Origin of the sequence: Microbispora sp. H10949 (assembly GCF_014161435.1) — a bacterium.
GTDB lineage: Bacteria > Actinomycetota > Actinomycetes > Streptosporangiales > Streptosporangiaceae > Microbispora > Microbispora triticiradicis.
Genome location: NZ_JABBWZ010000017.1, coordinates 14,079 through 40,820, shown reverse-complemented (window position 1 = coordinate 40,820; position 26,742 = coordinate 14,079). Strand labels below are relative to the sequence as shown.

At 71.8% G+C, this 26,742-nt stretch carries 19 protein-coding genes; 7 read left to right on the top strand and 12 right to left on the bottom strand.

What is annotated here, in order from left to right; genetic code table 11:
* Window positions 1-119 precede the first annotated feature (119 nt).
* Complete coding sequence (locus HHX40_RS36085) at window positions 120-833, top strand: S26 family signal peptidase (RefSeq protein ID WP_220499876.1); 714 nt, start codon at window positions 120-122, stop codon at window positions 831-833.
* On the opposite strand, the gene HHX40_RS32915 is transcribed toward HHX40_RS36085, so the two are convergent.
* Window positions 811-2,877: an AfsR/SARP family transcriptional regulator gene (locus HHX40_RS32915; RefSeq protein WP_182883704.1), complete on the bottom strand. Its 2,067-nt coding sequence runs from the start codon at window positions 2,875-2,877 to the stop codon at window positions 811-813. The two genes, HHX40_RS36085 and HHX40_RS32915, sit on opposite strands and share 23 nt — an antisense overlap.
* 303 nt (window positions 2,878-3,180) lie before the next feature.
* Between HHX40_RS32915 and HHX40_RS32910 the strand changes: the two genes are divergently transcribed.
* Entirely contained in the window at window positions 3,181-5,355 is a 2,175-nt protein-coding gene (locus HHX40_RS32910; protein WP_220499875.1) for an ATP-binding protein, read from the top strand.
* Between the two features lie 13 nt (window positions 5,356-5,368).
* On the opposite strand, the gene HHX40_RS32905 is transcribed toward HHX40_RS32910, so the two are convergent.
* Complete coding sequence (locus HHX40_RS32905) at window positions 5,369-5,533, bottom strand: hypothetical protein (protein WP_165900532.1); 165 nt, start codon at window positions 5,531-5,533, stop codon at window positions 5,369-5,371.
* A 2-nt stretch (window positions 5,534-5,535) separates the two neighbouring features.
* Window positions 5,536-6,726, bottom strand: a complete 1,191-nt coding sequence (locus HHX40_RS32900; protein WP_220499874.1) for a glycosyltransferase family 2 protein — start codon at window positions 6,724-6,726, stop codon at window positions 5,536-5,538.
* 140 nt (window positions 6,727-6,866) lie between these two features.
* Here HHX40_RS32900 and HHX40_RS32895 point away from each other — a divergent pair, with 140 nt between their 5' ends.
* Window positions 6,867-7,520 carry a class F sortase gene (locus tag HHX40_RS32895; RefSeq protein WP_220499873.1) on the top strand — a complete coding sequence of 218 codons (654 nt, stop codon included), beginning with the start codon at window positions 6,867-6,869 and terminating at the stop codon, window positions 7,518-7,520.
* Here HHX40_RS32895 and HHX40_RS32890 read toward each other — a convergent pair.
* Window positions 7,517-8,188 carry a hypothetical protein gene (locus HHX40_RS32890; RefSeq protein ID WP_182883701.1) on the bottom strand — a complete coding sequence of 224 codons (672 nt, stop codon included), beginning with the start codon at window positions 8,186-8,188 and terminating at the stop codon, window positions 7,517-7,519. The genes HHX40_RS32895 and HHX40_RS32890 overlap by 4 nt on opposite strands.
* 175 nt (window positions 8,189-8,363) lie before the next feature.
* On the opposite strand from HHX40_RS32890, the gene HHX40_RS32885 reads away from it, so the two are divergent.
* From HHX40_RS32885 to HHX40_RS32875, 3 genes are all read left to right on the top strand, one after another.
* The gene (locus HHX40_RS32885) at window positions 8,364-9,596 is read left to right on the top strand and encodes a HupE/UreJ family protein (protein WP_182883700.1); all 1,233 of its coding nucleotides are present in this window, start codon (window positions 8,364-8,366) and stop codon (window positions 9,594-9,596) included.
* A gap of 129 nt (window positions 9,597-9,725) precedes the next feature.
* Entirely contained in the window at window positions 9,726-11,252 is a 1,527-nt protein-coding gene (locus HHX40_RS32880) for a purple acid phosphatase family protein (RefSeq protein ID WP_182883699.1), read from the top strand.
* 137 nt (window positions 11,253-11,389) lie between these two features.
* The gene (locus HHX40_RS32875) at window positions 11,390-12,454 is read left to right on the top strand and encodes a WxL protein peptidoglycan domain-containing protein (RefSeq protein ID WP_182883698.1); all 1,065 of its coding nucleotides are present in this window, start codon (window positions 11,390-11,392) and stop codon (window positions 12,452-12,454) included.
* Here the strand turns inward: HHX40_RS32875 and HHX40_RS32870 are convergent.
* The 6 genes from HHX40_RS32870 to HHX40_RS32845 all read right to left on the bottom strand — a co-directional run bounded on the left by HHX40_RS32870 (window position 12,393) and on the right by HHX40_RS32845 (window position 22,453).
* Complete coding sequence (locus tag HHX40_RS32870; RefSeq protein ID WP_182883697.1) at window positions 12,393-13,145, bottom strand: hypothetical protein; 753 nt, start codon at window positions 13,143-13,145, stop codon at window positions 12,393-12,395. The genes HHX40_RS32875 and HHX40_RS32870 overlap by 62 nt on opposite strands.
* Window positions 13,142-15,286 carry a prolyl oligopeptidase family serine peptidase gene (locus HHX40_RS32865; protein WP_182883696.1) on the bottom strand — a complete coding sequence of 715 codons (2,145 nt, stop codon included), beginning with the start codon at window positions 15,284-15,286 and terminating at the stop codon, window positions 13,142-13,144. The genes HHX40_RS32870 and HHX40_RS32865 overlap by 4 nt, the downstream gene beginning before the upstream one ends.
* Before the next feature lie 547 nt (window positions 15,287-15,833).
* Window positions 15,834-16,652, bottom strand: coding sequence for a MerR family transcriptional regulator (locus HHX40_RS32860; protein ID WP_182883695.1), 819 nt, complete (start codon window positions 16,650-16,652; stop codon window positions 15,834-15,836).
* A gap of 116 nt (window positions 16,653-16,768) precedes the next feature.
* Entirely contained in the window at window positions 16,769-20,365 is a 3,597-nt protein-coding gene (locus HHX40_RS32855; RefSeq protein ID WP_182883694.1) for a WD40 repeat domain-containing serine/threonine protein kinase, read from the bottom strand.
* A gap of 122 nt (window positions 20,366-20,487) precedes the next feature.
* A complete protein-coding gene (locus HHX40_RS38360) occupies window positions 20,488-21,144 on the bottom strand; it encodes an RloB family protein (protein WP_182883693.1) in 657 nt (218 codons plus the stop codon).
* Window positions 21,056-22,453, bottom strand: coding sequence for an AAA family ATPase (locus tag HHX40_RS32845; protein WP_182883692.1), 1,398 nt, complete (start codon window positions 22,451-22,453; stop codon window positions 21,056-21,058). The genes HHX40_RS38360 and HHX40_RS32845 overlap by 89 nt, the downstream gene beginning before the upstream one ends.
* A 606-nt stretch (window positions 22,454-23,059) precedes the next feature.
* Between HHX40_RS32845 and HHX40_RS32840 the strand changes: the two genes are divergently transcribed.
* On the top strand, window positions 23,060-23,224 hold the full coding sequence (locus tag HHX40_RS32840) for a hypothetical protein (RefSeq protein ID WP_182883691.1): 165 nt from the start codon (window positions 23,060-23,062) through the stop codon (window positions 23,222-23,224).
* A gap of 50 nt (window positions 23,225-23,274) precedes the next feature.
* On the opposite strand, the gene HHX40_RS32835 is transcribed toward HHX40_RS32840, so the two are convergent.
* Complete coding sequence (locus HHX40_RS32835; protein WP_182883690.1) at window positions 23,275-23,862, bottom strand: carboxymuconolactone decarboxylase family protein; 588 nt, start codon at window positions 23,860-23,862, stop codon at window positions 23,275-23,277.
* Window positions 23,863-23,935: 73 nt separating this feature from the next.
* Window positions 23,936-26,521 carry an ATP-binding protein gene (locus HHX40_RS32830; RefSeq protein WP_182883689.1) on the bottom strand — a complete coding sequence of 862 codons (2,586 nt, stop codon included), beginning with the start codon at window positions 26,519-26,521 and terminating at the stop codon, window positions 23,936-23,938.
* Between the last annotated feature and the right edge of the window lie 221 nt (window positions 26,522-26,742).

Below are 26,742 nucleotides of genomic sequence, written 5' to 3'. Positions count from 1 at the left end.
CGCAACCGGATCCGGGCAGAGTCGGCGCCGTGCCGGATCCGCGGGTGTGCGGGGCCGGCCGTACGGGATCCGGCCCGGCCGGGGGGCCGGGACCGGCTGACGGGGTCCGGAGGGTGGCCATGCGACATCTCGTTACTCCGCTGCCGGCCTCGGCAGCGGTCGCCGGGCCGCTGGTCGCCGGGCTGCTGGTCGCCGGGCTGCTGGTCGCCGGGGTCGTGGCCGGCTTGTTCGCCCGGCGTCGCTTCGTCGTCGTCCGGGTGTCCGGGACGAGCATGGTCCCGGCATACCGGCCGGGAGACCGGGTGCTCGTACGGCGCGGCGGGCGCACGGCCCTGCGGCGCGGCCAGGTCGTGGTCTTCCGGCACGGCTCCCGCGACGGCACAGGCCCAGGCACGCCCGAAGGCACGACCCCGGGCACGCCCGACAGCACGGACCCAGGCACGATCCCGGGCACGCCCGGCGGCACGGACCCAGGCACGATCCCGGGCACGCCCGACAGCACGGACCCAGGCACGCCCGGCGGGTCGGGCTCCCCTTTCCCCGGCGGCACGAACGCCGGCCCGCACGGCGGGCGCTCGCCGTACGGCGGGGCGGCGACGGAGGTGGCGCGGCTGGGCGGGACGTCGTGGCTGATCAAGCGGATCGCCGCGGTGCCGGGTGACAGGGTGCCCGACCAGGTGATGGCCGGTGTGCGTGCCGCGCCGGGAGACCTGGTCCCGGCCGGACGACTGGTGGTCCTCGGCGACGGCCCCGCCAGCATGGACTCCCGGCGCTGGGGTTACCTGCGGACCGACGAGGTGCTCGGTGTGGTCATCCGCAGCCTGTCCCGCTGATCGGGCCGCCCGGGACGGCGGAGGCCACATGTTCCGGCAGGCCGCGTTCCGCCGCCTCGGCCACGGCGAGCAACGCGCCGAGGACACGGGCGACCACCTCCTCCCGTTCGCCGCCGGTCTCCTCAAGTTCGGCGCGTTCCCGGGCGTAGGCCCGCACGAAGTCGTGGAAGCGGTAGCGGAACCGGCCGCCGGCGTCGTCGGCCGCGCAGCTCAGCAACTGGGCGTCGACGAGCAGGTCGGCGTACGCCTCGGCCTCGCGCACCGGGACGTCGAGGGCCGCCGCGAGCACCCACGCGGCGAACTCGGGGACGTCGAGCAGGCCGAGCATCCGCAGCGCCCGCCTGGCGGGCACGCCGAGCACGCGGTAGTCGGCGTCGAGTCTCGCGCGCACCGAGAGGTCGCCCGCGACGAGTTCGTCCAGGCGCCGCCGCTCATCCCGCAGGCGGTCGGCCAGGTGTTCGGGAGTCCAGTGCTCGCGCTGCGCGAGCCGTTCCCCGGCGATCCGCACCGCCAGGGGCAGGTGGCCGCAGAGGCGGACGATCTCGGCCACGACCGCGGGCCGGGCCGCGACCCGCTCCGGTCCGGCGATCCGCCCGAGCAGCGCCGCCGCGGACGCCGGGCCGAGCGCGTCGACGCGTACGGCGCGGGCGCTCAGCCCGGCCGGCCTGCGCCTGCTGGTCACCAGCACGGCGCAGCCCGGGCCGCCCGGCAGGAGCGGCCTGACCTGCTCCTCGCTCGCGGCGTCGTCCAGCACCACCAGTACGCGGCGGTCGGCCAGGACGGCGCGGAACAGCCGCCCGCGCTCCTCCACCCCGTCCGGCAACGCCCGCGCGGCCACGCCGAGGGCGGTCAGGAGACGCGCCAGCGCATCGGCCGGGTCGGCCGGCCGCGGACGGGTCCCGTGCAGGTCGACGTAGAGCCGGCCGTGGGCGAACACCTCCCCCAGGCTGTGGGCGACGTGGACGGCCAGCGTCGTCTTGCCGGCGCCCGCCCTGCCGTACAGCGCCACGACCGGTGTCACGGGCGGGTCCTGAGCACCGGTGAGACACACCCGCAGCGAATCGGCCAGCTCGTGACGTCCGGTGAAGTCCCCGATGTCCGGGGGCAGCTGGCACGGCGCGGCCACCACGGGCCCGTCGTCATCCGCGCCGGCCTGGTCCGCCGTGTCTGTGCGGCGGGCGTACGGGAACCCCGCGCTCTCCCCGTACGGCTCCTCCTCGGGCCCGAGGAGCAGTGCGGCGACCGAGCCGGGCGCCCCGTCGTGATCCCCGCAGTGATGACTACGGCGATCGCGGCCGTCATCGCCGGTGTCGCCCCGCAGGACCGCCTCGTGCACCCGCCGCAGCGTGTGGCCGGGTTCCACGCCGAGTTCCTCTCCGAGCATGGTGCGCACCCGCTGGTAGACCCGTAACGCCTCGGCCTGCCGCCCGGCGTGGCAGAGGGCCAGCATGAGGCAGGCGTGCAGCCGTTCCCGGTACGGATGCAGCGCGGCCATCTCGGTCAGGCCGGTGACCAGTTCCGCGTGGCGGCCGCACGCCAGGTCGGCCACGGCCAGTTCCTCGCAGGTCAGCAGCCGCTCCTCCTCCAGCCGCCGCGCCTCGTCCGCCACGAGCGCCCCGTCTCCGGCGTCGGCGAAGGCGGGGCCCCGCCACAGGCCGAGCGCCCGCCGGAACAACGCGCCCGCCTTCGCCGGGTCCCCGTTCCTCCTGGCGGCCCGTCCGGCCGCCGTCAGCTCCCGGAACCGCAGCGCGTCGAGTTCGGACTCCGAGACGGCGGCGGCGTAACCACCGGGGCCGTGGACGACGCGGTCGCGATCGCCCATCGCCTGCCGGAGCCGCAGCACATAGATCTGCAGCGTCTTGTGGGCGCTGCGCGGCGGATCATCGTCCCAGAGCGCCTCGACCAGCGCCGGCACCGCCACCGGCCTGCCCGGCGTGCACAGCAGGGTCGCGAGCAGGCGGCGCAGCATGGCCGCGCCCAGCCGCACGGGAACTCCGTCACGGCTCACCCGCAGCGGCCCGAGAACGTCGAACTCGAACACCATCACCCCCGTGATTTCGGCCGTCGCGATCGGCGAGGCCCCCGGCGTGCTCCTCCCGCCCTCCCCGGCGCCTCCGGAGCCCCCGGCGGCTCCAGACCCCGGTGGCTGTCAGCGCTGCCCCCGTCGCGAGCGCCGACCCGGTGCGTCTCCGCGCCCTGTCAGGACCGGTGAGGCCCCTCCAGCCAACCAGCGGCGGCGGTACGGGGGGCAGGCGCTCGACCGGCGGTTGACCGGCGGTTAGGCTGCCGTCCGCGCGAACGTGATCGAATACCGTGGGCCGACGGAAGGGAATCGATGTTCGGCGACATGCTGCGTGACCTGCGGATCCGGGCCATGCTCACGCAGGAGGAGCTGGCCGCGCTGTCCGGCGTCAGCGAGCGGCAGATCCGGGAGATCGAGTCGGGCCGGGTGCCGGTGCCCCGCGCCGGCACCGTCCGGATGCTCGCCGGCGCGCTGAACCTGTCCCCGGACGACCGGGCCGCCTTCCAGCACGCCGCACAGGGGGACGCCGGGCGGCCTCCGGCGCCGGAGCAGCTGCCCGCCGACGTCGACGGCTTCACCGGCCGGGCCGAGGCGCTGCGCGCGCTGGACGCGGCCGCGTCCGCGGTGGTCGCCGTCTCCGGTCCCGCCGGGGTGGGCAAGACCTCCCTCGCCGTGCACTGGTCCCATCTGGCCGCGCCGCGCTTCCCGGACGGCCGGCTGTACGTGGACCTGCGCGGCTTCTCCCGCCACGACGCCATGGAGCCGGCGGAGGTGGTCCGCGGGTTCCTCGACGCGCTCGGGGTGCCGCTCGACCGCGTTCCGCCCGGCCTCACGGCACAGGTGGCGCTCTACCGCAGCCACACGGCCGGGCGCGCCCTGCTCGTCGTGCTCGACAACGCCCGAGACACCGAGCAGGTCCTGCCCCTGCTGCCGGCCGGACCCGCCGCCCGTACGATCGTCACCAGCCGCCGGCGGCTCACCGCCCTGGTGGCGGAGACCGGCGCCACGGCGCTGACGCTCGACGTCCCGGACCTGCCGGAGGCGGTCGAACTGCTCGGCCGCCGCCTCGGCCCGGGCACGACACGGACCCGGCGTGGCGACGCGGTGGCCGCGATCGCGGCCGCGTGCGGACGGCTCCCGCTGGCGCTGGCCCTGGTCGGCGCGCGGGCGCAGCTGACCGGGTTCCCGCCCGATGCGATCGCCACGGAGCTGCGCAATCCCCATGGACGGATCGCGGCGCTGGAGATCGACGTCGTCTTCTCCTGGTCCTACGACGCGCTCAGCCGGGACGCCGCACGGCTGTTCCGGCTGCTCGGGCTCGTCGCGGGCGCCGACATCGCGCTCGCGTCCGCCGCCGCGCTGGCCGGCCGGGCGCTGCCCGAGGTCCGGCGCACGCTGGCCGAGCTGACCGACGCCAGCATGGTCGTGGAGCACGCGCCCGGCCGCTACCGGATGCACGACCTGCTGCACGCGTACGCCGCCGAACGCGTCCGGGCCGAGGAGTCCGAGGCCGCGCGGCAGGAGGCGCTGACCCGGCTGCTCGACCATTACACGCACACCGCGTACCACGCCGAACTCGTGCTGAACCCGGTGCGCGCGCCCATTCCGATGGCCCTCGGCGCGCCCGTGGACGGCGCCGAGCCGAAGCCGGTGCTCGACCTCGCGGCCGCCGTGCGGTGGCTGAAGGCTGAGTACGCCGTGCTGCTGACCACGCTGCGGCAGGCCGAGGATGAGGGGATGCACCGGCATGCCTGGCAGCTGAGCTGGGCGCTGGACACGTTCCTGAACGACGAGCGGCGCTGGCACGACGAGGGGGCGGCGTGGGCGGTGGCGCTGCGCGCGGCCACCGCCATGACCGACCGGCCGGCGGCGGCGCACGCGCACCGCTTCCTGAGCGCCGTGCACGGCAGGCTCGACCGGTTCGAGGAGGCGCACGCCCACATGCGGGAGGCGCTCCGGCTGAGCCTCGCCGCCGGAGACCGGGCGGGCGAGGCCGAGAACCGCTTCGTGCTGTCCTACGTCTACTGGCTGCAGGGCGACGGCGAGCACGCGCTCGACCAGGCCGGGCGGTCGTTGTCGCTCTTCACCGAGATCGACGACCCCTACTGGGCGGGCAAGGCCGCCCTCGCCGTGGGCTGGTACCTGTCGGAGCTCGGCTCCCTCCAGGAGGCCCTGCCCTACCACCTGCAGGCGCTGGAGCTGCAGCGACGGGCCGGTGACCGGCCGAACGAGCTGGTCACCCTCGACACGCTGGGCCTGCTCCACCAGCGGCTCGGCGACCCGATGAGCGCGGTCCCGCTCTTCCGCCGCGGCCTGCTGCTGGCCGGCCCGACGGACCACCAGGCCCTGCGGGCCCAGCTGCTCGGACACCTCGGTGACGCGAGCGAGGCCGTCGGCGACCCGGAGACGGCCCGCGAGCACTGGCGGGAGGCGTACGAGATCTTCCGCGATCTCGGCCACCCCCACGCCGCCGACCTGCGCCGCAAGCTCCAGGCGTAGCGCCTGACCGGGGTCAGGCCTCGCGCTTGGGGATGATCCGCTTGACCGCCACCGCGGCCGACACCAGCGTGAACAGGCCCAGGGCGATCCAGAGCGCGTTCCAGCCCATGAACGGGGCGGTCAGTGCCGCACCGCCGAAGCCCGCCGCCACGCCCCCGATGGGTGGATTGTTGTACATGTTCACCATTTCCTTTCCCGACGCCACGCGGCGTCCCAGAAGGCTTTCGCCTGTGCGATCTGCAGAAACACATCGAAGATCATCTCGACGAACAGCAGGCCGGCGACGGCCATCTGCCCGCCGCCTCTGCTCCGGACGGTGACGATCCGCTCGATCATGAAGACGCCCGTCACCGCCACCCAGAGCGGATGGAAGTCGAGCCTGCCCGTGACGGCGATCGACCAGGCCGTGGCGCCGAGGTACGCGAAGATCACGACGATTCCGACCAGCGACAGGAGCTGGCGGCCCCAGTAGGGCAGCGTGACCCGCGTCCAGCCGTAGTCGGTGAGGTTCTCCAGCGCGCCCCGCTTCCATCGAAGGCGCTGTTTGAACAGGTCCTTCCAGGTCTCCATGACCTCGGTGGTGAGCGTGCACTCGGCGGGACAGAGGATGCGGAACCGCAGGTGCAGCAGCGCCAGGGTGAGCTCGTTGTCCTCGGTGAGGACGCGCACGTCGTACACCTGGTCGCGACCGGGGAGGCGTCCGGCGCGGCGGGCCCTGACGACCTCCTTGAGGGCGAGCGCGCGGAAGAGCGTCGCCGTCCCGGTGAGCACCAGCGCCTTTCCGTGCAGCCTCCGCACGTCCCGGGCGTAGCGCGCGTACTCGTTGCGCTGGAACATGCCCACCAGCCCGCCGCCCGGCTTGCCGGTGAAGGTGCCGCCCACCGCGGCCAGCCTGCCGGTGGCGAGCCGGAGCACGGCGTGGTGGACGAAACCGGGATCGAGCGCCGAGTCCGCGTCCATGACCAGCACGGCGTCCCGCGACCCCATCAGAGGAAGCAGCACTTCGAGCACCTGGTTGAGCGCGCCCGCCTTCTTGTGGCGGTTGCCGACCGTCCTGATGACCTCGGCGCCGTGCGCCCGCGCGATGTCCGCGGTCCGGTCCGTGCAGTTGTCCGCGATCACGATGATCCGGTTGGGCCTGCGCCGCTGGGCGTGCAGCGAGGTGATCGTCTCCGCGATCTGGTCCTCTTCGTCGTGGGCCGGGACCAGCACGGTGACGCGCATGCGCGCGTGGTCGACCTCCGGGAGGTCCCGCCTGCCGTCCGCGCCCTTGGCGGCCCGGTGGCGGCCCGGACCGGCCCGCTCGCGATCGAAGATCGCGGGAACGTGATCCGGCTGCGGCGGCCTGCGCAGAGTTTCTGACTGAACCACTAAAAAACCGTCCAGATCTTTGCAAGCCGCCACATAACCGTTTACTACTCCCATGAGAGTACACGAGTGACTCACGGGACTGGATTACGTAAAAGCGACATATGATGTGGCGGTAGCTTTCGATCAGAAGCGGTGATCAATTGGGCAGGCCCGCCGCCGTCCTCGTCGGCCTGACCGCGGCCCTCGCCGCCGTCACCGCCGTCGTGGTCGTCACCGGCCGCACCGGCGGCCGCCCGGCGGCTCCGCCCGCCCCTCCCGCCTCCGTCTCCACCCCGCCGGCGCACCCGAAGGCCACGGCACGCGCGCTGCCCGCGTCACCGCCGGTGCTGCTGGAGATCCCGGAGATCGGCGTGCGCACCACGCTGATGACGCTGGGCAAGAACCCGGACGGCACGCTGGAGGTCCCGCCTCTCTCCAGGGTCGGCGAGGCGGGCTGGTACCGCCTCGGCCCGTCGCCGGGCGCGCGTGGTCCCGCCGTCATCGCCGGTCACGTCGACTCGGCGAAGGGGCCCGGGGTCTTCTTCCGCCTGGGGGAGCTGCGCCCGGGCGACACGGTGAAGATCTCCAGGAAGGACGGCAGCCGGGTGACCTTCGAGGTGGACTCCCTGGAGAAGGTGCCGAAGGACCGCTTCCCCACCCGCAAGGTCTACGGGATGGTGCGGTTCCCCGGCCTGCGCCTCATCACCTGCGGCGGAACCTTCGACTCCGCCACCGGGCACTACCGCGACAACGTCATCGTCTACGCCCACCTCGTCACGGCCGCCGGCTCCTCCGTCAGCTCCTCCGCCGCCTAGTCCAGCCAGATCACGTTGCCGGTGAGGCCGGTGAGCACGGCGGCGACACCGGCCCGGACGGCACGCCCCGCGCGCTCGGGAGTGAAGCTGGCCGAGTCGTACGTCGAGGACATGCCGAGTCCCTCGCCGCGGAACGACGCACCGGCCCAGTCGGCGGCGGTGACGTTCGCCGTGGGCTCGGCCAGCTCGGCGCCCACCACCAGGAACTGCTGGTCGAGGTGGTTGGGCGTGACGAGGGCCAGGGGATCGACGAGGCTGTCTCCGGCGCTGACGACGAGGTCGGGCTTCAGCTCGATCGCCCTGCTGATGCTCGGGACGAAGTCGGCCGGCTTCGTGGCCGTGATGGTCCTCAGGCTGACCCGCTCCTCCTCGGCCCACTCCGTTACGGCGTTCACCAGCGTGCGGGTCCGGCGGTCCGCTCCCGCGGTGAGCAGCACCACGCGGTAGCCCTCCGACGGCCGGACCCCGTTCCACGAGCCGGGCCGGGGCGTGATCGTCGCCTCCGGCGCGGGCGAGGAGGCGGGGAGGAACCCCGGGCCCGGGGTGCCGACGGCGGTGGCCTCCGCGTGCGGCCGGGACCAGTCGTCACCGGAGCCGCATCCACCGGCCAGCAGGGCGGTCGCGACCGCCGCGGCCAGTGTGCCGGCAGGCAGAAGCCGAGAGCGCATGGGGATCGTCCTTCGGAGGCGCGGGAAGTGCGCCTACTTCCTATCTCATCGCCTGCGTCCTTTCCGACCTCAAGCGTCCTTCACCGGGATTGGTTCGCCATCGATTCATTCACGAGATATCGGTCGTTCATCCGGATCGGCCAGATTTCGTACGCCAAGCCCGAAAAGGAGTAATATGTCCACCGCCGCGCGGCGTCGCGTCTGTTCCGGCATCGCCGCCGTAGCCGTGGCCGTCCTGTCCAGTGTCCTGCCCGCTGTGCTCGGATCCGTCCCCGCTCTCGCCCACGGGTTCACCTCGACGGCCTACGTCCACCTCGCCTCGCCCCGGACCGGGCATGTCCGCGCCGAGCTCCAGCTGGAGTACGACCTGCTCGTCGTCTCCGCCGCCGACTCCGGGAAGGACGACCCGCTCTTCAGGGAGGGCACCGCCGCGTTCGAGGGCGGTGACGCCGCCGAGCAGGCCGCCGCGCTCGACGGGCACGCCGGCTCGGTCGTCGCGTACGTGACCGAGCGCTTCGGCGTCACGGCCGGGGGCACGGCGTGCGTCCCGGCCCGGGACGGCGGCTTCACCATCGGGCGACGCGAGGGCGTCCCGTACGCGCGGCTGGTCCTCGACTACCGGTGCCTGGAGTCCGCCGGAGCGCACGAGGTGCGCAGCGGGCTGTTCCCGGGCTCCGAGGGCTACGTGCGCGACAGCAAGACGATCGTCACCTACGACCTCGACCTGAGGTCCGGAAGCACGGCTCTCGACTCCCGGCATCGGTCGTTCTCCACGGAACAGTCCTGGGCCGAGCGGTTCTGGCAGTTCTTCCGGCTCGGAGCCGAGCACCTGCTCGGCGGAGTCGACCACATCCTCTTCCTGCTGGCGCTCATCGCGGGATCGCGCCGCCTGCGCGAGATCGTGCTCGCGGCGACGACCTTCACGCTGGCCCACTCGGTGACCTTCGTCCTCGCGGCCCTCGGCCTCGTACGGGCGCCCGCGTCGTTCGTCGAGCCCGTCATCGCCCTGTCGATCGCGGTCGTCGCCGGGTGGCACCTGTGGCGCGTCCGGCGGCGCCGATCGCACGCCACGGATCTTGAAACCGCGGGGCACGGTCGCCTCGGCCTGGACCGCGCGGGCCTGGCGCGGCTCGCGGTGGTCTTCTGCTTCGGCCTCGTGCACGGGCTGGGCTTCGCCGCGGCGCTGGGGATCGACCAGGCCTGGTCGTGGACGCTCCTGTGGTCGCTGCTCGTCTTCAACGTGGGCATCGAGGTCGTCCAGCTGGCGATCATCGTCGCCGTCTTCCCGCTGCTCGCCCTGCTGCGGCACCGCCGGCCGGTCGCGGGGCTGTGGACGACCGGGGCGATCGCGGCGGGGGTGTCCGTGATGGGCCTGGTGTGGTTCGTGCAACGCGTGCTCGGAGTCTGAGCCGGAATCCGAGATCGCATCACAACTTCCGGCAGGCGCAACGGCCCGCCCGCCCGATGTTCACTTTCGCGACACCAAACCCCGAAAGCGTGCAAATCGCTCCAATTCCCCATAAATGGATGGAAAGTAATGAAGTTCGACAACGGGACCAAGGGCCCCGGCCAGGTGCTGCGGCGGGTCGCCGTCAGCGCCGGCGCGGCGGCTCTCAGCGCCACCGCCGTGTTCGGCGGCCTGACGACCGGCGCCCACGCCGACAGCGCGACGCTCACCGGCGTCGTCCTCGGCGTCGGCGCCGACGAGACGCAGCGCGTCGTGTCGTGGTACTCCTCGACCGGCACCCCGCAGGTGGTGCAGGTCGCGCCGACGTCCAAGCTCGTCGAGGGCCAGTTCCCCGCGAACGCCGTGACCTTCTCCGCCACCGTCTCCGCGAACAGCGTCAACGGCGGCTACAACGCGCACGCCACGATCGACAGCCTGAAGCAGAACACGGAGTACTCCTACCGGGTCGGCGCCGAGGGAGGCTGGTCCCCGGCGTACTCCTTCACGACGCAGGACTTCAACGGCAACAACCTCGACTTCCTGTTCTTCGGCGACCCGCAGATCGGCTCGTCCGGCAACGTGGCGAAGGACGGCGCCGGCTGGGCGGACACCCTGGACGTCGCCCTCGCCGCCAACCCGAAGGCCGAACTGCTGGTCTCCGGCGGCGACCAGGTCGAGACCGCCAACACCGAGACGCAGTGGAACGCGTTCCTCGCGTCCGACAAGCTGCGCCGGTACCCCTGGGCCGCCACCATCGGCAACCACGACGTCGGCGGCAAGGCGTACGAGCAGCACTTCTGGACGCCGAACACCGACCGGTCCGCGCCGTACTACAACGGCAGCGCGACGACCCGGTCGGGCGGCGACTACTGGTTCAAGTACAAGAACATCCTGTTCATCGACATCAACAGCAACGCGTACGCCAGCGGCTCCGACGCCGCGCACATCGCCTACATCACCGATGTCGTCGACAAGCACGGCGCCGGCGTCAAGCACACGGTGCTCGTCTACCACCACGCGATCTACTCGCCGGCCAGCCACGCGAACGACGGCGATAACAAGGTGCGCCGCCAGGACTTCCCGACGGCCTTCTCGAAGCTCGGCGTCGACCTGGTCCTGCAGGGTCACGACCACAGCTACTCCCGCAGCTACGTGATCAAGAACGGGCAGAAGGCGAACAAGGACGAGCAGCCCGGCGCCGCCCAGGTCTCCAAGGGCCCCGGCGGCGTCATCTACGTGACGGCCAACTCGGCGTCGGGTTCGAAGTACTACGACCTCACCGCTCCGGACACCACCAAGGACCCGAACTACGGTCCCGACCCGCTGAACCCCAAGAGCCACTGGGCCAACTCGGTCGAGAACCAGGAGCACGTCCGCACCTACGTGCGGGTCCAGGTGCGCGGGAACAAGCTCGTCGTCGAGAACATCCGCAGCGGCACCTGCGCCGCCCCCAACGCCGCGGTGGAGCTGGGCCAGGAGTCCTGGTGCGGCCCGGACAGCGGCGCCACCGCCGCTCAGCCGGTCGGCTCCACCGTCGACAAGGTCGTGATCCACACGAACGAGGGCAAGGCCACGGAGGACGCGCCGGCGGCGGCCGAGTCCGGCTGGCTGCAGTAGCCGACCGGCGGTGACGCGCGGCCGGTCACGACGAGCTGATCCGGCCCGCTCGGCCCGGTGGGGCGGGCGCCGTCCGGCGCCCGCCCCACCGCACGTCCTCCCTCCCTCCGCTCCCGACCCACCCGAGGACCATTCGCATGTACTCCCCCGGACCGCGTACGACCACGGCGGCCGACACCCTCGCCCGCGCCGCCCTCGCCCGGGCCGTCATCGTGGCGCTGCTCGCCGCGATCGGTCTCCTCGCAGCGGGGGCGGGACCCGCCGCGGCGGCGGACGGCGAGGTCTCCTGGACGGTGCGGACGGCTTCCAACGACTTCGGGTCCGACCGGCGCAACTACGCCTACACCCTCGACCCCGGAGGGCGGATCGAGGACGGTCTCGTGGTCGTCAACCACGGCACGACGCCGCTCCACCTCGCCGTGTACGCCGCGGACGCGTTCACCACCGGACAGGGCGGGCTCGACCTCGCCGGCGAGGACGCGACGCCCGCCGGGGTGGGCGCGTGGGTCCACCCCGCCCGGCCCGACGTGACGGTCCCGCCCGGAGAGTCGGCCGAGGTGCCGTTCACGGTCGCCCTGCCGGACGACGCCGCACCCGGCGAGTACATGGGCGGCGTCGTGACCGGCCCACCCCGGTCCGGCGAGGCGGACGGGCGGCGTCTCGGCATCCGGATCCGCCTCCGGGTGGGCGGGGAGCTCAGGCCGAGCCTGTCGGTGGACGGTCTGCACGTCGGCTACTCCGGCACGCCCGATCCGTTCGCGAAGGGCGACGCCACCGTCACGTACACGATCCGCAACACCGGCAACGCCATCCTCACCGCGCGGCAGGAGGTGTCCACCTCCGGCCCCTTCGGGCGTTTCGGTGTCCGCGCGGGGCGGATCGCCGACTCGCCCCCGCTGCTGCCGGGCGAGACCTGGAAGGTCTCGGTGCCGGTGCGCGGAGTGGCTCCCGCGCTGAGGCTGACGGGGACGGTCACCCTCGTCCCGCTGCTCGCCGACGCGTCGGGCTCGGTCGCCCCGCTCGCCGCCGTCGAGAGCACCACGAACGCCTGGGCCGTCCCCTGGGCCGCGCTGCTCGTCCTCGTCGTCCTCGGCGGGCTCGCCGTCACTGCTCTGACCGTTCCGGCCGCCGGGCGGCGGGTCACTCGTCGGGCAGCAGATATCGCCAGGAGAGCACGAACACCTTCCCCGAAGCGGTCTTGAAGATCGGCCGGCCGTGGTCCTGACCGGCGGGGACGGCCTTGGCGAGCGCGCTCGCCGCCTCGCCGTCCAGGTCCTTCCGCCAGACCGGGTCGGCCGGGCCGTCGGGCTCGGGGACCTTCGCGGGCCACCGTGCCGGCTTGCCCTCCGCCGAATCGACCCCTTCGGCGACCATCCGCACGCGCGGGGCGGTGTAGGCGGTGCCCTCCGTGCCGGCGCGGGCCGCCAGGCCCTCCATCAGCTTCTTCGCGTCCATGAGCTCCCTGGGGTAGAACTCCGCGACCTGTTCCAGGGCCTCGGCCCGGACCTCCCGCATCTTCCCGTCCTTCCCCCGTACGGCGAGGACGGTGGCCGGCACGTCCGCCACCGACGGCGCGCCCGGGCTCGGCCGGACCGTCGGCGGCTGCCCGGTCAGATACCTCTCCATCGCCGCGACCGTCCCGACGGTCTCGGCGTCGGTGAGCCTCAGTTGCCTGCTCGCGTCCGCGACCACCAGGCCGTCGCCGTACAGCACCACCCGGGGCGGACGCAGCACGTTCACGGTCGGGGTCACGAACCCGCCTTCGGCGCCCCACAGGGCGACCGGCGTGGCCGGCCCGTCGCCGGCGGGGGCCGCCGTTGTGGCCGACGTCGCCTCTCCACACGCCGCTGCCAGCGACAACACCGCCACGAGCAGGATCGTTCGCAATCTCATGCCCCAGAAACGTACGTCCCCTCCGGTGGGTTCACCAGCACCGACCGCCGGTCGCCGCTCCGGTTCGTTCCGCCGTGGCGATCGGGTGAGAGACCGGTGTGTTCCGCGGCGAAGGCGAGGATGTCCGCGGTCAGGGCGCGTTCCTTGCTCGCGGGAGAGGCGGCGTGGGCGGTGCCGGGGTCCCGGCGCATCAGGATCGGCCGGTCGCCGCCGGTGGCGTGCTGGAGAGCCGCGCACATCTTGGTGACGTGGGCCTCTCCGGTCTGCAGATCGGTCACCGCGCCGGTGAGCAGGAACGCGGGATAGGAGGTTCCGGGCGTGACGTGGTGATAGGGGGAGTATTCCAGCAGCCATCGAAGCTGCTCCGGGTCGGTGGCGGTGCCGAACTCCTCGGTCCACGTGCGTCCCAGGCCGAAGCGTTCGTACCGCGCCATGTCGCACAGCGGGCCCTCGGCGACGACCGCGGCGTACAGGTCCGGCCGCCGGACGGCCGCGGCGGTGACCAGCAGCCCGCCCGCGGACTGGCCGTAGCTCGCCAGCCGGTCGCGGGTCGTCACGCCGGTGCCGGTCAGCCAGGCCGCGGCGTCGTTGAAGTCGCCGATCGCGCGGTGCTTGTGCGGCCCGCGACCGGCGTCGTGCCACCGCTGCCCTTCCTCGCCGCCTCCGCGTACGCAGGCGACGGCGTAGATCCCTCCGGCGGCGACCCATGCCGCCGCGGCCGGGAAGAACCAGGGGCGCATCGGCATGCCGAAGCTGCCGTAGCCGTACAGGAGGGTGGGGCGGGGGCCTTCCAGCCGCCCCGCCGGGGTGAAGAGGAACAGCGGGATCTCGGTGCCGTCACCGGCCCGGTAGCGGACGACGCGGCTGCGGATCTCCGGGGTGTGGCCCGCCGTCGCGCCCGCCTCGTGTTCGACCGTCCCCGTGACGCCGTCGTAGCGGTAGACGGCGGGAGGCGTGGTCGCGTCGCAGTAGCCGAACCACGCCCGGCGCCCGTGCGGAAGGGCCGTACGCAGGGACGACACGACGCCCGCGCCGGGCAGGGGCAGGTCGGTGAGCGGCCGGCCGGTGCCGAGGTCGTGCAGCGTCAGGGTGGACGTGCCGTGCCGGGCGCGAGCCACCAGCAGCAGGGGCCGCGCGAGCCCCGGGTCGTCCAGCACCACGCACTCGTCCAGGGGCGCCTCGGGGTCTTCGGCCACCAGGTCGCGCCACGCGGCCGGATCGGTGTCGTGCCGCGCGTGCGGGCCGGTGCCGGGCCGGCGGGCGACGCAGACGCGGCCGCACGGGGCCTGGTGGTCGGTCACCAGCAGGAGATCGCCGTCCGGGAGGAAGCGTGGGAGGACGCGGGCGCCCAGGGCGGCACCGTCTGCGAACCTGACGAAGCGCGGAGCCTCCGGATCGGTGAGGTCGGCCACGTACACGTCGTTCCGCGGGGCGGGCCCGGCCGTCGCGGTGATCGCCATGAAACGGCCGTCGGCGCTGATCGTGAGGCCGTAGTAGTGGTCGGGGGCGTCCTCGCCGCCGAACACCACCGCGTCCCGCCGGTCGGGGGTGCCGATCCGGTGGAGACGCACCCGCCGATGCAGGCGCGTGTCGCCCGGGGCGAGGTCCTCGTCGGGCACCCGGCTGACGTAGTAGAACGCGTCCCCTCCCGGCAGCCACGCGAGCGAGGTGTTGCGGGCGCGCGGCAACGGGCCGTCCACCGTCTCGCCGGTACGCGCGTCCAGCACCACGATGTCACTGCCGGGCTGTTCGGCGACCTCCATCTGGACGGCCACGCGTTCGCCCTCGCGCGACGGCCACCAGGCGTGCAGCCCGGTCTGTCCGGACGGGTCGATCCGCACGGGATCGACCAGCACCCGCCTGTTCCCCTCGGCGTCGACGACGAGAAGGCGTCGCTGCTCGTCCCCGCGGGGCCACTCGGTCAGGAACAGGAACGGACCGCGCGCCAGCGGAGGCTCCGAGACGCCGTAGGACGACACCTGGTCCACCAGAGCCGCCCACGACCGCCTCTCACGCCATCCGGCGCGGCAGGTCCGGAAGAGACGGTCCTGGGCCTCTGCCCATTCCCGTACGCGCGGGTCGTCGCCGTTCTCCAGCCATCGGTAGGGATCGGAGACCGGAATTCCGAACAGATCCTCCACGATGTCGCCGCGAAATGCGGCGGGATAGCACAAGCGCGCCATGAAACGCCCCCCGGAATGCGCCGACCCGCCTGCCGTCGATCGAGGCACTGCGGCCTCTGCGCACCGCAGCACCTCGACTCGCTGAATCGCTCAGCTGTGACTCGTCTCGGCTATCACTCACCGCGGAGAATGTCCGCCTGCCAGCCGCGTACGCCGCCGACACGGGTAGCCGGAGTCGAATCGCGGTACGGCAAGAATCCGTTCATGTCAGCCTCCCGGAACTGGGCGACACCCCTAAAAGGGGTGTTTCGCGGACAACCGTCCCCGGGCCCGCGATCGATAAACACCGGTGTGTCTTTCCGGGGGCGCGCCGCCAAAATCCCGTGCAAGAAAAAGAGGGCGCCGAGGAATGCGGAGTGGATACCACCCTCGATCGAAAGTAATTCAATGCCTTCCCGGATAGATCCGAGGGAAGGGGTCGCCGAAGACATCGCAGCCCTCCGGAAGCGGGAGCACGACGCGGCTCCGGCGGTGAGCGACGCCCGAGGGCGCGGCTCACAATCCGCTACGCATCCCTGGAGATCGGCTCCTGCAGTTCCGTCACCCAGGTGGCCGGATCGCCGTGCCCGTACGTGAGGTACACCTCCCGGGCGAAGCCGGAACTACGGTAGCCGTTCTCCTCGATCCACTGGGCGAGCCGCTGGGTCGTGAGATCCGCCTGGTCCATGGTGCCGTGGTGGATGACGGTGGCCGCCTGCTCGATCGCGGGCAGGTCCACGACGTCGAAGTCGTAGGCGCCGCCCGGCTCCGCGTTCACCGGGGCTCCCGCGTGCACCCGCACCCCCTCGGGGACCTGCTCGTAGTAGGCGACCGTGGGGCCGGTGACGGCCAGGCCCGCCTCGCAGATCCGCCGGCACAGCTCGTCGTACAGCGGCTGGATCACGGGGCTGATCTTCTCGGACTCGTAGCTCTCCGCGATGCCGCTCAGCTCGGCGAGACGGACCGCGGGAACACTCTTGACGACGACGTCCATGGACATGAGACCCTCCGTTTCGATCAATCGGAGCCTCGCCTCGACCCTGGCCAGCCGCATGCTCTCGTCGGCCAGCCGCGCCGCCAGTTCGGCCCGGCGCAACCGCAGCATGCCGTGCAGTTCCTCCGGGCCGACCTTCTGCTCAAGGATCCGCCCCACCTGTTCGAGTGTCAGGCCGAGGTCCTTGAGTGCGATCAGGCGGTTGAGCCGGGACAGCTGCCCCGCCTCGTAGTAGCGGTAGCCGGTGGCGTGGTCGACCCTCGCGGGCAGGAGCAGTCCGAGCGCGTCGTAGTGCCGCAGCATACGCACGGACACCCGGCCGAGGCGGGCGAAATCTCCGATACTGAACATGACGCCTCCGGTCTACGACCTCACACGGTGTCAGGGTCAACCCTGCCCCAGCGGGTGGAGTGGGCCACGGGAGACATGATCTGCGACGGGCCGGCTCTGTCCGGTGGGGCCACGTGTCAGGGAGTGCAGACCTGCCGGTAGTCGAGCTCCGCTCCGACGTGTTCGCGCCATTCCCGCTGGGTGAGCGGGCGTCCCGCTCGTTCGCACACGGCGGGGACGGCCTTCGCGGGGTCGGCGGGCAGATCCTGGGACGCGCGGTCGCGTCCCACCACGCGAAGGAGTGTGCCGTCGGCCGTGAAGGCGAGCGCGGGCACGGGCCCGTCCATCACGCTCGAATCGAACCCGCCGGTCGTCACCGTCCAACTACCGCCGAGCCGGCGGCCCGCGACCGTGTCGAACATCGTCACCCTGGTGTCGTGCGCGACGGCCAGGATGCGCCCGTCGGGAGAGAACGTGACCCCCAGCACGTCTCCCGGCACCCTGAACACCTGACCCGTCGTACGCCAGGAGCGGGTGTCCCACAGGGCGACCGCCCTGCTCCCGTACGGCGAGGCGGCCAGCGGGCCCCTCGGCGCGAACGTCATCCACCTCCTGGCGAGCGTGCCGGGGCCTTCGGCCGGGTCGAGCACCTTACGGGCGACGAGGTCGATGACGTCGGCGCCGCCCTGGTCGGCGGTCACGAGGTATCTGCTGTCGGAGCTGAAGGACAGGGCGCCTCCCGCGACGTCGCCGAACCGCATGACCTGCTCGCGTCGCGCGAGGTCGACGATGACGACGGCGCCCTGGCCGTAGTAGTCGTTGGGCAGGGCGTGGCTGACGGCGAGCAAGCGGCCGTCGGGGCTGATCCGCATGTCCGACCTGTCGTGCTCGTGGGTCAGGGGCACCTCGCCCACCCTGCGCCCGGACACCGCGTCCCAGATCGTGGGACCGGCCAGGCCGTCGGGGTGCAGAGTGACCACGGTGCGCCCGTCGGGACCGACCCGCATGATCAGTCCCTTCGTGCCGGCCCCGATACGTCCGGTCTGGCGGAAGCCGGGCACCGACCATCGCCGTACGGTGTCGCCGGTCAGGGCGAACAACGCGTCTCCCGATGCGGTGAACCGCGCCTGCCGGGCGTCGGGGGGCAGGACGCGCCGGGGACCGGTCAGCCGGCCGACGTCGTAGGCGGTCACCCGTCCGGCGTCGTCCAGGATGCTCAGCGTGCGGTTTCCGGAGTCGAGCCGCGGGGATCCGACGATCTCGGAGGCGACGGTGAGCCGGAGGATCGGGGCCGCGTCCTCAAGCCGCCACAGCGTGAGGTGTCCGCCCGCGGAGTCGTCGTACGTGATCAGGAAGCGGCCGTCCGGGCTGAAGACGGCGTCGGTGGAGAGCCCGGGGAGGACGCGCCGGTCCCACCTGCCGGTGGACAGGTTCCAGAGCCTCGTCCCGGTGCCCTGCACGGCGACCAGCGCGCCGTCGGGGCTGAAGGCGAGCACGGCCCCCGCCCGGCCGGGCGGAAGTCGCTTGCCCACCGGCGTTCCCCCGCCGGGGAACGTCCGCAGCGCTCCGTCGACGACGCCGAATCCGTCGCCCGGTCCGAGCAGCGCGCCGCCAAGGTATCCGTACCGCTTCTCCGGCTTTTCCGGCGCCCGCCGCGCCACGTTCCACAGCGCGGTGTACGGCCCGCCGATGTTGTCCCGGACGACTATGTAGCCCCCGCCCGGGCTGAACTCCACGCTGTCCGGACGGCCGGCGTCGCCGATCATCTCCTTCGGCCCCCACCGGCCCCCGCCGAGCCGCCTGCCGGTCCGGAGGCTCCACAGCTCCATCGTCTTGCCCCGCGCGAGCGCCAGTGTGTCGCCGTCCGGGCCCAGCGCGGCGGTGGCGGGCGCCTCGCCGATCCCGGCGAAGGTCCTGACCGGCCGTCCGGTCGCCACGTCGTAGGCCGTGACCCGGCCGGCGCCGGCGCTGACCAGCGTCCGCCCGTCGGGGCTCAGCGTGCGTCCCTCGTTTGCCGGGGCAGGATCCGTGAAGACCGACCGCTCCCGCTGGGCGAGTGAGCTCAGCACCGCCGATCCGGCCTCGGGGACCGGCGCGATGCGGTAGGCGGCCACGCTGAGCAGCATCGCCTTCACCGGGTCGGCCTCGCGCAGCGCGTCCGCCTGCAGCGCCACCCGCCGGGCCGTGGCCCGCGCCCGCTCGTCGGCCAGGCGGCCGCCGGTCTCGTCGCTCCTGACCGACTGCTGCCAGGCGAAGGCGCCGGCCGTGAGCGAGGTGACCAGCAGGACCGCGAGGCCCGTGGTGGTCAGGCGGCGCCGCCTCGTCCGCCGCACCGACCCGGACCTGCTCGCCTCGACGAACGTCCGCTCCGTGGTGTTGAGGGTCAGGTGCGTGGCGGCGGTCCACTCCAGCGCCTGACGCAGGGCGGTGCCGTGGAGGAGGTCCTCCGGGCGGCGGCCGTTCCGCGCCCACCGCCGGGCTGCTTCGCCCAGCTCGCGGTGGCGGCCGAGCGCGTCGCGGTCGCCGGTCACCCATTCGCGCAGCCTTGGCCAGGCGTACAGCAGAGCGGCGTTGCGCAGCGCGACCGTGTCCCCCTGCCGGCGTACCACCTCGGCCTGCTCGAACGCGGCGAGCACCGGCTCGGCGTGCCGTACCTCGATCAGCTCGTCCAGGGCGGCGCTGCGCGGCGTTTCGTCGTGGTCGCGGACGTCCACCAGCCGCAGCAGCAGATCCCGCGCCGCCTGACGCTCGGACGGCGTCAGCCCGGCGTAGCACCGCTCGGCCACCGCGCCCAACGCCGGCTCGCCGACCGGCCCCGCGCCCGGGGGCCGTACGTCGGCGGCGGCCCGGGCGCCCTCGGCCAGCGTCACGCGCCCGCCACCGCTGCCATCACTGCCACCACTGCCACCACTGCCACCACTGCCACCACTGCCACCACTGAGCAGCGCCAGCAGCAGGCGCCGCGCGGACGGACGCGCGGACGGGTCCTTCGACAGCCCGGCCCGGACGAGTTCGCGCAGCCCTTCCGGCAGGACGTCGACGTCGGGGTCGTGGTTGAGCAGGCGGTTGACGACCGCGAACGTCGTCGGGGCGGTGAACGCGTCGCGTCCCGTCGCGGCGAACAGGACCACCGCGCCCCAGGCGAACACGTCCGCCGCCGGCTCGGCGCGTCCTCCCGAGAACAGCTCCGGCGCCATGTACGTGGGCGTGCCGGCCAGCTCCCCCAGCGAGGTCAGCGACAGGCCCGCCGCCCGGGCGATGCCGAAGTCGATCACTCGTGGCCCGTCGGGGCCCAGCAGGACGTTCTCCGGCTTCAGGTCACGGTGCACCACGTCCGCCTGGTGGATGGCGGCCAGCGCGGTGGCCACGCCCAGCGCCAGCCGGTGCAGCCGGTCTCCCGAGAGGGGAGCCTCCTCCCGCACCGCCGTACGCAGGCTCGGGCCGGGGACGAACTCGGTGACGATGTAGGGGCGCTCGCCGTCGAGGTCGTGATCCAGGATGCGTGCCGTGCAGAACGACGCCACCTGCCGCGCCGCGGTGACCTCCCGGGTGAAGCGGCGGCGCAGGGGAGAGTCGCCGGACAGGTAGGCGTGCAGGACCTTGACCGCCACGCGGCTGGCCGCCTCGTCGTAGCCCTCGTAGACGACGCCCTGACCGCCCGAGCCGAGCCTGCTCGCCAGCCGGTAGGGGCCCAGCCTCTCCGGGTCCCCCGGGCGCAGCGCGTCTGCCGTCATGGTGTCTTGGACGGCGGATCCCCGAACCTGGTTCGACAGCGACGGCACAGCGTATCGCCCTCGAACTCAACCGGTGCGAGGTGCCACCGTTACCTGAACATCATCGAGAGAGCCAGTCCAGGTCATTTCACCGACTGTCTCGAACCATCGACTTGAGCGCGTAGCTTGTCAACAAGCTGCCACACAGACGCATAGGGATTGCGGTCTGTCCACCTAGTCACCTCGCGGTGATCTTCTTCGAGCCTTTGTGCACGCTCTCGGGCAACTTCATAGCTTCCCAACAGGCCTACAGCGTCGAAGCTCTTGCCGTCGCGCTTGTAGCAACACGAGCCCCGAGCCTCCAGCAGGTTACACGCCTGGTCCGTGGTCAGGTAGCCGCGCTGGTCCCAGCTATGGAGTATTAGCCACAGCTCAAAACACGGGTTTGAGACAGCGCACTTTATATCCTTCGCCCTGGCAAGGCTCAACGCCTTCTGCAGAGTGGGATGCTCAATCGGTGCCTCGACGTCAATTACACACCAAACCTCTTCGTATGGCGTGCACTGGTCCGTTTCGGACATAGCTGCACGCGCCTTGTGGTCGGCCGCAGCTCTAACCAGGCTCAGCGGCTCTCCATGTGCCGATCCAAGTTGGACCCCAGGGATGCGGAGTTGACGCTTCAGGGCACCGAAGTAGAGACGTTCCGTAACCTCACCCTCGCAGTAGATGAGGAATCGCTTCCTCTCTGGCAGGTTTCCCTGTCGGCGCTTGAGCGTCCTGCTGCTGCGGCGGATCGGCATGCTCACCAGTGTGCCCGGCGAGAGCATGCCCTAGGAAGGAATCATCGAAAACCGGCACACCCCTGTAGCGGCCCAGGAGGTAGCCACGGAAGACGTTATCGAGCCCGTCCCTGACTCGGTACTGTGTCAGCGGGTGAAGCTCTGTCGCCCCATCTGCGTTACGGTCGGCGAACCAGACCTGGTCACGCCGAAGCCTCGCCTTGTTCAGGGATGACAGAAGAGTGACGTCATGCGTGTTGAAGACCAGCTGCGCTCCTTTCCTGTTGAACTCTGGGTCTTGGAACAGTGCCACGAGCTCGCCTACCAGAAGAGGGTGCAGGAAGGCATCCAGTTCGTCGACCACGACTAGCCTCCCTCGCGAAAATCCTTTGAGGATAGGACCCAGGAGAGCGAACCATGCGCGCGTTCCGCTGGATTCCAATTCCATCGGAAGCCTGTACTCGCGCCCTCTCACCTCGTGAGTGAACTCCACGTTCGGCCAACCCTGGAGTTCGACATCTTCGCCCGGCGCGAAGTCTGGGTTTATCGCACTGAAGAACGCGATGAATCCCTCACGCACCTCCTTCGCCATGGGCTGCAACTCCTGCCGCACGTCAGTGATACCGAAGTCGGCATGACTGAGCAGGCGCAGGATCCCTTCACGGTCATGCACCTCAAGCTCATGCAGGGTTGAAGCCAGGTTGGTCCACGGCTCACCCGCGTCGATATAAATTATCCCTCTCTCGAACCACCGATACAGCTTGGTGAGTTGGGGATGATTGTTCGCTGCGGCAGCCGACAGGTAAAGGCTGTTTGGCCTGACCAGTTCGGCAATCGATTTCTTCCTACCTCTCAGGTGCTCACCGAAACGAATGGAGCTCCCCTCGGGGCCTGATCTTTCGAACAGCACACGCCGAACCCTTCGCTGCTGCTTGGTGAAGCTGTACAGCCACTCACTCCGTACGGCTTCATCATCCAGCTCGAAACCGTACTCATAGTGCGTGCCATCGAGTGCAATATCGACAGAGAACATCGACTCTTTACCGATGCTCTCGCCATCGAATCGGAAGCTGTTTCGGCGGATAGCCGACCCAGGCTTCCACCTCTGGTGGGAGTTCTCGACAGCGGTCGCCATGAAACGCAAGGCTTGCAGCAGGTTCGACTTACCGGAGGCATTGCCGCCATAGATGGCCGCAGCCGGCAACAGCCGTAGATCGTCCTGGGTGGGGTTGCAGAGCGCCAGATCGCTGTGCGGATCCAGAGCAACCAAGCTGAGCTCCTGCTCGTCGCGCAACGATGCGTAGTTGGCGACACGGAAGCGGAGAAGCATCTTGCCTCCTGTCGGGCAGCCAGCCACACGGTCTCGGGTGCGGTCACCGCACCGTCCGCCGCAATACTTGACGATTATGACCCTAGAACCCGAGGAAGGACAGGGTCCTAGGCCGATTTCTGGCAAAGTCTGAGAGAACTGGCGGCTAGAGCCAGGCTTCAGGCGGATGTGCGGATCGCTGACGATCCCGCCCCCAGATCAGCCTGAGCAGGCAAGATGCAGCCGATCCCGAGGAACAATTAACTCATTGAGCTACTAGTTTCACTACAGTTTCATATGTCCTGACTGTTATGAAATTTTCACAAGGTGCGAGCGGACCATAGGTTCGCTAACTGTCATGAACCTAACGCAGTGTGACAGTAAGCGATCAATCGGTCAGCCGACACTTCACGCGAGGCCACTCACGGTGAGAGTGTGTTTGAGAGGGGCCTTGTAATCCGGTACTTCTGGGGAAAATCACCCATCGACGGCACCTGATGATGGCTGGCACACTCCCTCGAAGGACTGCACCGGTCGCGGTTCTCGCGGTCACGGCGGCCATCGCGGCAGTCAGCAGGTCGTAGCGCCTCACGTCTTATCCTTCGCGTACATGCGCAAAAGTCGTGCTTGGATCATGGCTATGTCGCGTTCCTGAGCCGGGGATACGCCAGCGCGTGCTACACCATGGTGGGGATCCTCGCGGCGATCTCCGCGGTCGTCGGTGTCGTGATCGTCTACCTGCTGCAAGGCCACCGGGCGGCGATCCGTGCGGAGGCCCCGCCGCACGGGTGAGCCTCGGTGAGGCCGCTGATCCAGCTCACCACGACCTCCGGACGCCCGGGTCAGGCGCCGCCCGCCTCGGCAGGTGTGGCAGCCTCGCCGGTCACTCCCAAGGCCGCCCGGACATCCGCCGGCAGCCCGTCGAAGACCGGATCGGGGACGGCGCCGACGGCGGAGAGGACACCGCTGAAGAACCGGCGCAGGCAGGCGGCGAGGACGATCTGGAGGATGTCGGCATCGGCCAGTCCGTGCCCGCGCAGGACCGCGACGTCTCCCTCGGTCACACCCGTCGGATCCCGGGCGACGCGGTCCGCGAAGTCCATCACCGCGACGTCCACCGGCGCCAGCCCCGCATCGCGGTGGTCGGTCATGATCGACCGCAACTCCGTGCCGTCGTAGAACCGTTCGAGCAGCACGGCCGCGTGCGCGAGACCGCAGTACGAGGAACCGAGACTGCGGGCGGCCGTCAGCGTGACCAGTTCGTACCGGCGCAGGTCCATGCCCGCCCTGACCTCCTCCGCCAGGCGCAGCCACGCGTCGTAGACCTCGGGCCGCAGCGCCAGCACCCTCAGGTAGTTGGGCACGTACCCCCGGGCGGATCGCTCGGCCTCGTAGAGGGGTGATTCGTCAGGTGTGCCGAGATAGCTCATGTCTCCCCCTTGGGACGGCGTCTTCGCGCGGAACGGTAGGTCCTCGCGACGATCCGCGACTGGGGAGAACTGCCTAATTTGCGGGCTTCCCGGCCAGGTCCAGCCGGTGCGCCACCGCGGCCGCCTGGCCCCTGGTGGCCACGCCGAGCTTGTCCAGCAACGCGGAGACGTGGTGATCGACGGTCTTGACCGACAACGACAGGCGCGCGGCCATCTCGGCGTTGGACAGCCCTTCGGCCACCAGTGCGAGCACCTCCGCCTGCCGCGGCGTGAGGCCGGCGGGGTTGGCGGCCGTCGTCCGGCGAGGGCCGCGCGGCACCCGGGTGAGGCCTCGCCCTCTCAGCTCGGCCCGCACCCTGTCCGCCACCCGGGTGGCCCCCAGCCCGTCCAGGACCCGCAGGGCCTCGGCCGCGGCGTCCCGGTCACCGCCCGCCAGCGCCTCGACGCGCGCGTACGCGGCCCCGCGCCGGGCCCACTCCGCGGCCGCGCCCGCCCAGTCTCCGTCGATCATCATCCGGTACGGCCCGGCTTCCACGCGGGCCGGCCCGGTCTCCCCGGCCCGCCACAGCCGGAAGGTCAGCTCACCCGCGTACACCGGATGACGGGCCCGGACGGCCAGGTCCAGGCCGCGCCGGGCCTCCTCGGCGGCACGCCCGACGTCGCCGTACAGCAGGAAGTACTCCGAACGGGCCGCCGCCACCGGGCAGACCCGCTGCACCTCGCCGGTGCGCTCGGCCTGGCGGGCGGCCTCGTCGAGCGTGGCCCGCGCCTCGCGTTCGCCACGGGCCGCCTGGATCCGGCCCCGCGCCAGCAGCGCGGGCACCACGGCGACCCCGTCCCGGACCGGCCGGTCCAGCGCGGCGTCCGCGTCGGCCAGAGCGCCGGCCCAGTCACAACGCGTCAGCCGCACCCCCGCCCGCACCCCGAGCAGGTACTGGAGGTAGCCGTCGAGGTCCTGCTGGGTGGCGTACGCCAGCGCGCGGTCGACCGCCGGTGCGGCGGTTTCGTACTCGGCCAGCTGCACCAGCGTGGTCGCCAGGTTGACGAGCGCCCGAGCGGCGTGATCGGCCAGCCCGAGGGCCGCGGCCCGCTCGTGCGCCTCCCGCAGCGCCGCGGCCGCGGCCGCGTCACCGCCCACGAGCCGGGCGGTGCTCACGTTGATCTCGGCGTGGAGGGAGGTCTCCACGTCCCCCAGCCGGACGGCCAGCGTTCGCGCCCGCTCGCCCCACGAGACCGCCGCCTCCCGCTCCCCCGCGAGCATGTGCAACTGGGACCGGTTGCTGTAGGCCATGGCCAGCGGCCGGCCCGGCGGCTCGGTCTCCAGAAGGGTCACCGCGCGCTCGGCCGCCTCCCAGGCCTGCCGCGCGTCCCCCGCCCACCAGGCGAGCCGGGAGATCCAGCGCAGGTTCTCCCCTGCCGGTCCGGGCTGCCCCAGATCCTCGCGTACGGCCAGCGCCGCCCGCCGGGCTCGCAGTCCCTCCTCGGCCAGCCCGGCCAGGTACGCCTGCAAGGCGTACCCCTCCAGCAGCTCGGCTCGTCGCGGGGCCGGCAACCTGTCGGCGTACCCGGCGGCCGCCCGATAGTGCGCCGTCGCCTCCCGATGGGCGCCCTGCCGGGCGGCGCCGGCCCCCGCGACCTGTCCGTACCGCAGGACGGCGGCCTCGTCCCCCGCCCGCGTCGCGTGGTGGACCAGACGGCCCGGGTCGACCCCGGCGATCCCGGACAGCGTGCCCAGCACCCGCCGGTGCAGCGCGGCGCGGCGTGCGGGCGACAGCGACTCCTCCACCGCGCCGCGCAGCAGCTCGTGGCGGTACGACACACCGTCACCGGACGGCACGAGCACCCCCGCGTCGACGCACGCGTCGACCAGGTCCGGCGCCTCCGCCACGACGGCGGCGTCGGCGCGGGTCGGGATCACCGACACCAGGTGGGCCAGCTCCCGGGCCGGCCGGGGCAGCAACCGCAGCCGGTCCAGGACCAGGTCCCGCACCGTGACCGGAACCGCCCGCCCCTCCGCCTTCAACAGCTCGGTCACCAGCAGCGGATTGCCGCCGGCCAACCGGTGGACCGGCTCCGGATCCCGCCCGGTCAGGCGTGCCTGCTCCGCCACGCACTCCCGCGACAGCGGCGGCAGCGACACGCGCCGCGTGATCGCGCTGGGCAGGGTCGCGAGGGCGCCGCGCAGCGGGTGCTCGGCGCCCACCTCGTCGTCGCGGTAGGTCACCACGAACAGGACCGGCGTGCGGCCGATCCGCCGGGCCGACCAGGTCAGCCAGTCGAGTGTGGCCTCGTCGGCCCAGTGGGCGTCCTCCACGACGACGACCGGGCGCGGGCGCTGCGCGGGACCGGAGATCTCGTCCAGAAACGCCGTGAAAAGCTCCTCCTGCGAGGCACCGGTGTTCAGCCGCTCGGCCAGTGCGCCTCCGGTCTGGCGGCCGATGTCGTGCAGGGGACCAAGCGCCCGCGGAGTGATCAGCCGGTCACAACCGCCCCAGAGCACCCACGCCGCCGGCCCGCACCGCCGGGCGAACTCGGTCACGAGCACGGACTTGCCGATCCCGGCCTCGCCCGCCACCACCGCCACGCGACCGCCGTGGGCGGTCCCCCGCAGCAGATCGTCGAGGAGCTCCAGTTGCCCGGAGCGCTCCCACAGCTCCATGCGAACCTCCGGCAGGAGACGTCGGCGTCGGAGTCGCCGACTCAGCGGGGAACGACCTGAGCGCGCACACCGGGAAGAGGTGCAGGACTGGTTGTCACCTTCACCTGATCAGTATCTGCTTTCTGCCGCTGATTGTCCTGGCGTGAACGACGGGCGGGTACGGGCCGCAATGGTTTTGGCCATTCCTCGCACAACATCATTCTTCCGGACAAATACGGAGT

Excerpts from the sequence above, each read along its gene's own strand:
- HHX40_RS32915 (WP_182883704.1), bottom strand. The coding sequence starts at position 2,877 with ATGGTGTTCGAGTTCGACGTTCTCGGGCCGCTGCGGGTGAGCCGTGAC.
- HHX40_RS32905 (WP_165900532.1), bottom strand. The coding sequence starts at position 5,533 with ATGTACAACAATCCACCCATCGGGGGCGTGGCGGCGGGCTTCGGCGGT.
- HHX40_RS32880 (WP_182883699.1), top strand. The coding sequence starts at position 9,726 with ATGAAGTTCGACAACGGGACCAAGGGCCCCGGCCAGGTGCTGCGGCGG.
- HHX40_RS32885 (WP_182883700.1), top strand. The coding sequence starts at position 8,364 with ATGTCCACCGCCGCGCGGCGTCGCGTCTGTTCCGGCATCGCCGCCGTA.
- HHX40_RS32870 (WP_182883697.1), bottom strand. The coding sequence starts at position 13,145 with ATGAGATTGCGAACGATCCTGCTCGTGGCGGTGTTGTCGCTGGCAGCG.
- HHX40_RS32890 (WP_182883701.1), bottom strand. The coding sequence starts at position 8,188 with ATGCGCTCTCGGCTTCTGCCTGCCGGCACACTGGCCGCGGCGGTCGCG.
- HHX40_RS36085 (WP_220499876.1), top strand. The coding sequence starts at position 120 with ATGCGACATCTCGTTACTCCGCTGCCGGCCTCGGCAGCGGTCGCCGGG.
- HHX40_RS32845 (WP_182883692.1), bottom strand. The coding sequence starts at position 22,453 with ATGCTTCTCCGCTTCCGTGTCGCCAACTACGCATCGTTGCGCGACGAG.
- HHX40_RS32830 (WP_182883689.1), bottom strand. The coding sequence starts at position 26,521 with ATGGAGCTGTGGGAGCGCTCCGGGCAACTGGAGCTCCTCGACGATCTG.
- HHX40_RS32875 (WP_182883698.1), top strand. The coding sequence starts at position 11,390 with ATGTACTCCCCCGGACCGCGTACGACCACGGCGGCCGACACCCTCGCC.
- HHX40_RS32855 (WP_182883694.1), bottom strand. The coding sequence starts at position 20,365 with ATGACGGCAGACGCGCTGCGCCCGGGGGACCCGGAGAGGCTGGGCCCC.
- HHX40_RS32860 (WP_182883695.1), bottom strand. The coding sequence starts at position 16,652 with ATGTTCAGTATCGGAGATTTCGCCCGCCTCGGCCGGGTGTCCGTGCGT.
- HHX40_RS32835 (WP_182883690.1), bottom strand. The coding sequence starts at position 23,862 with ATGAGCTATCTCGGCACACCTGACGAATCACCCCTCTACGAGGCCGAG.
- HHX40_RS32910 (WP_220499875.1), top strand. The coding sequence starts at position 3,181 with ATGCTGCGTGACCTGCGGATCCGGGCCATGCTCACGCAGGAGGAGCTG.
- HHX40_RS38360 (WP_182883693.1), bottom strand. The coding sequence starts at position 21,144 with ATGCCGATCCGCCGCAGCAGCAGGACGCTCAAGCGCCGACAGGGAAAC.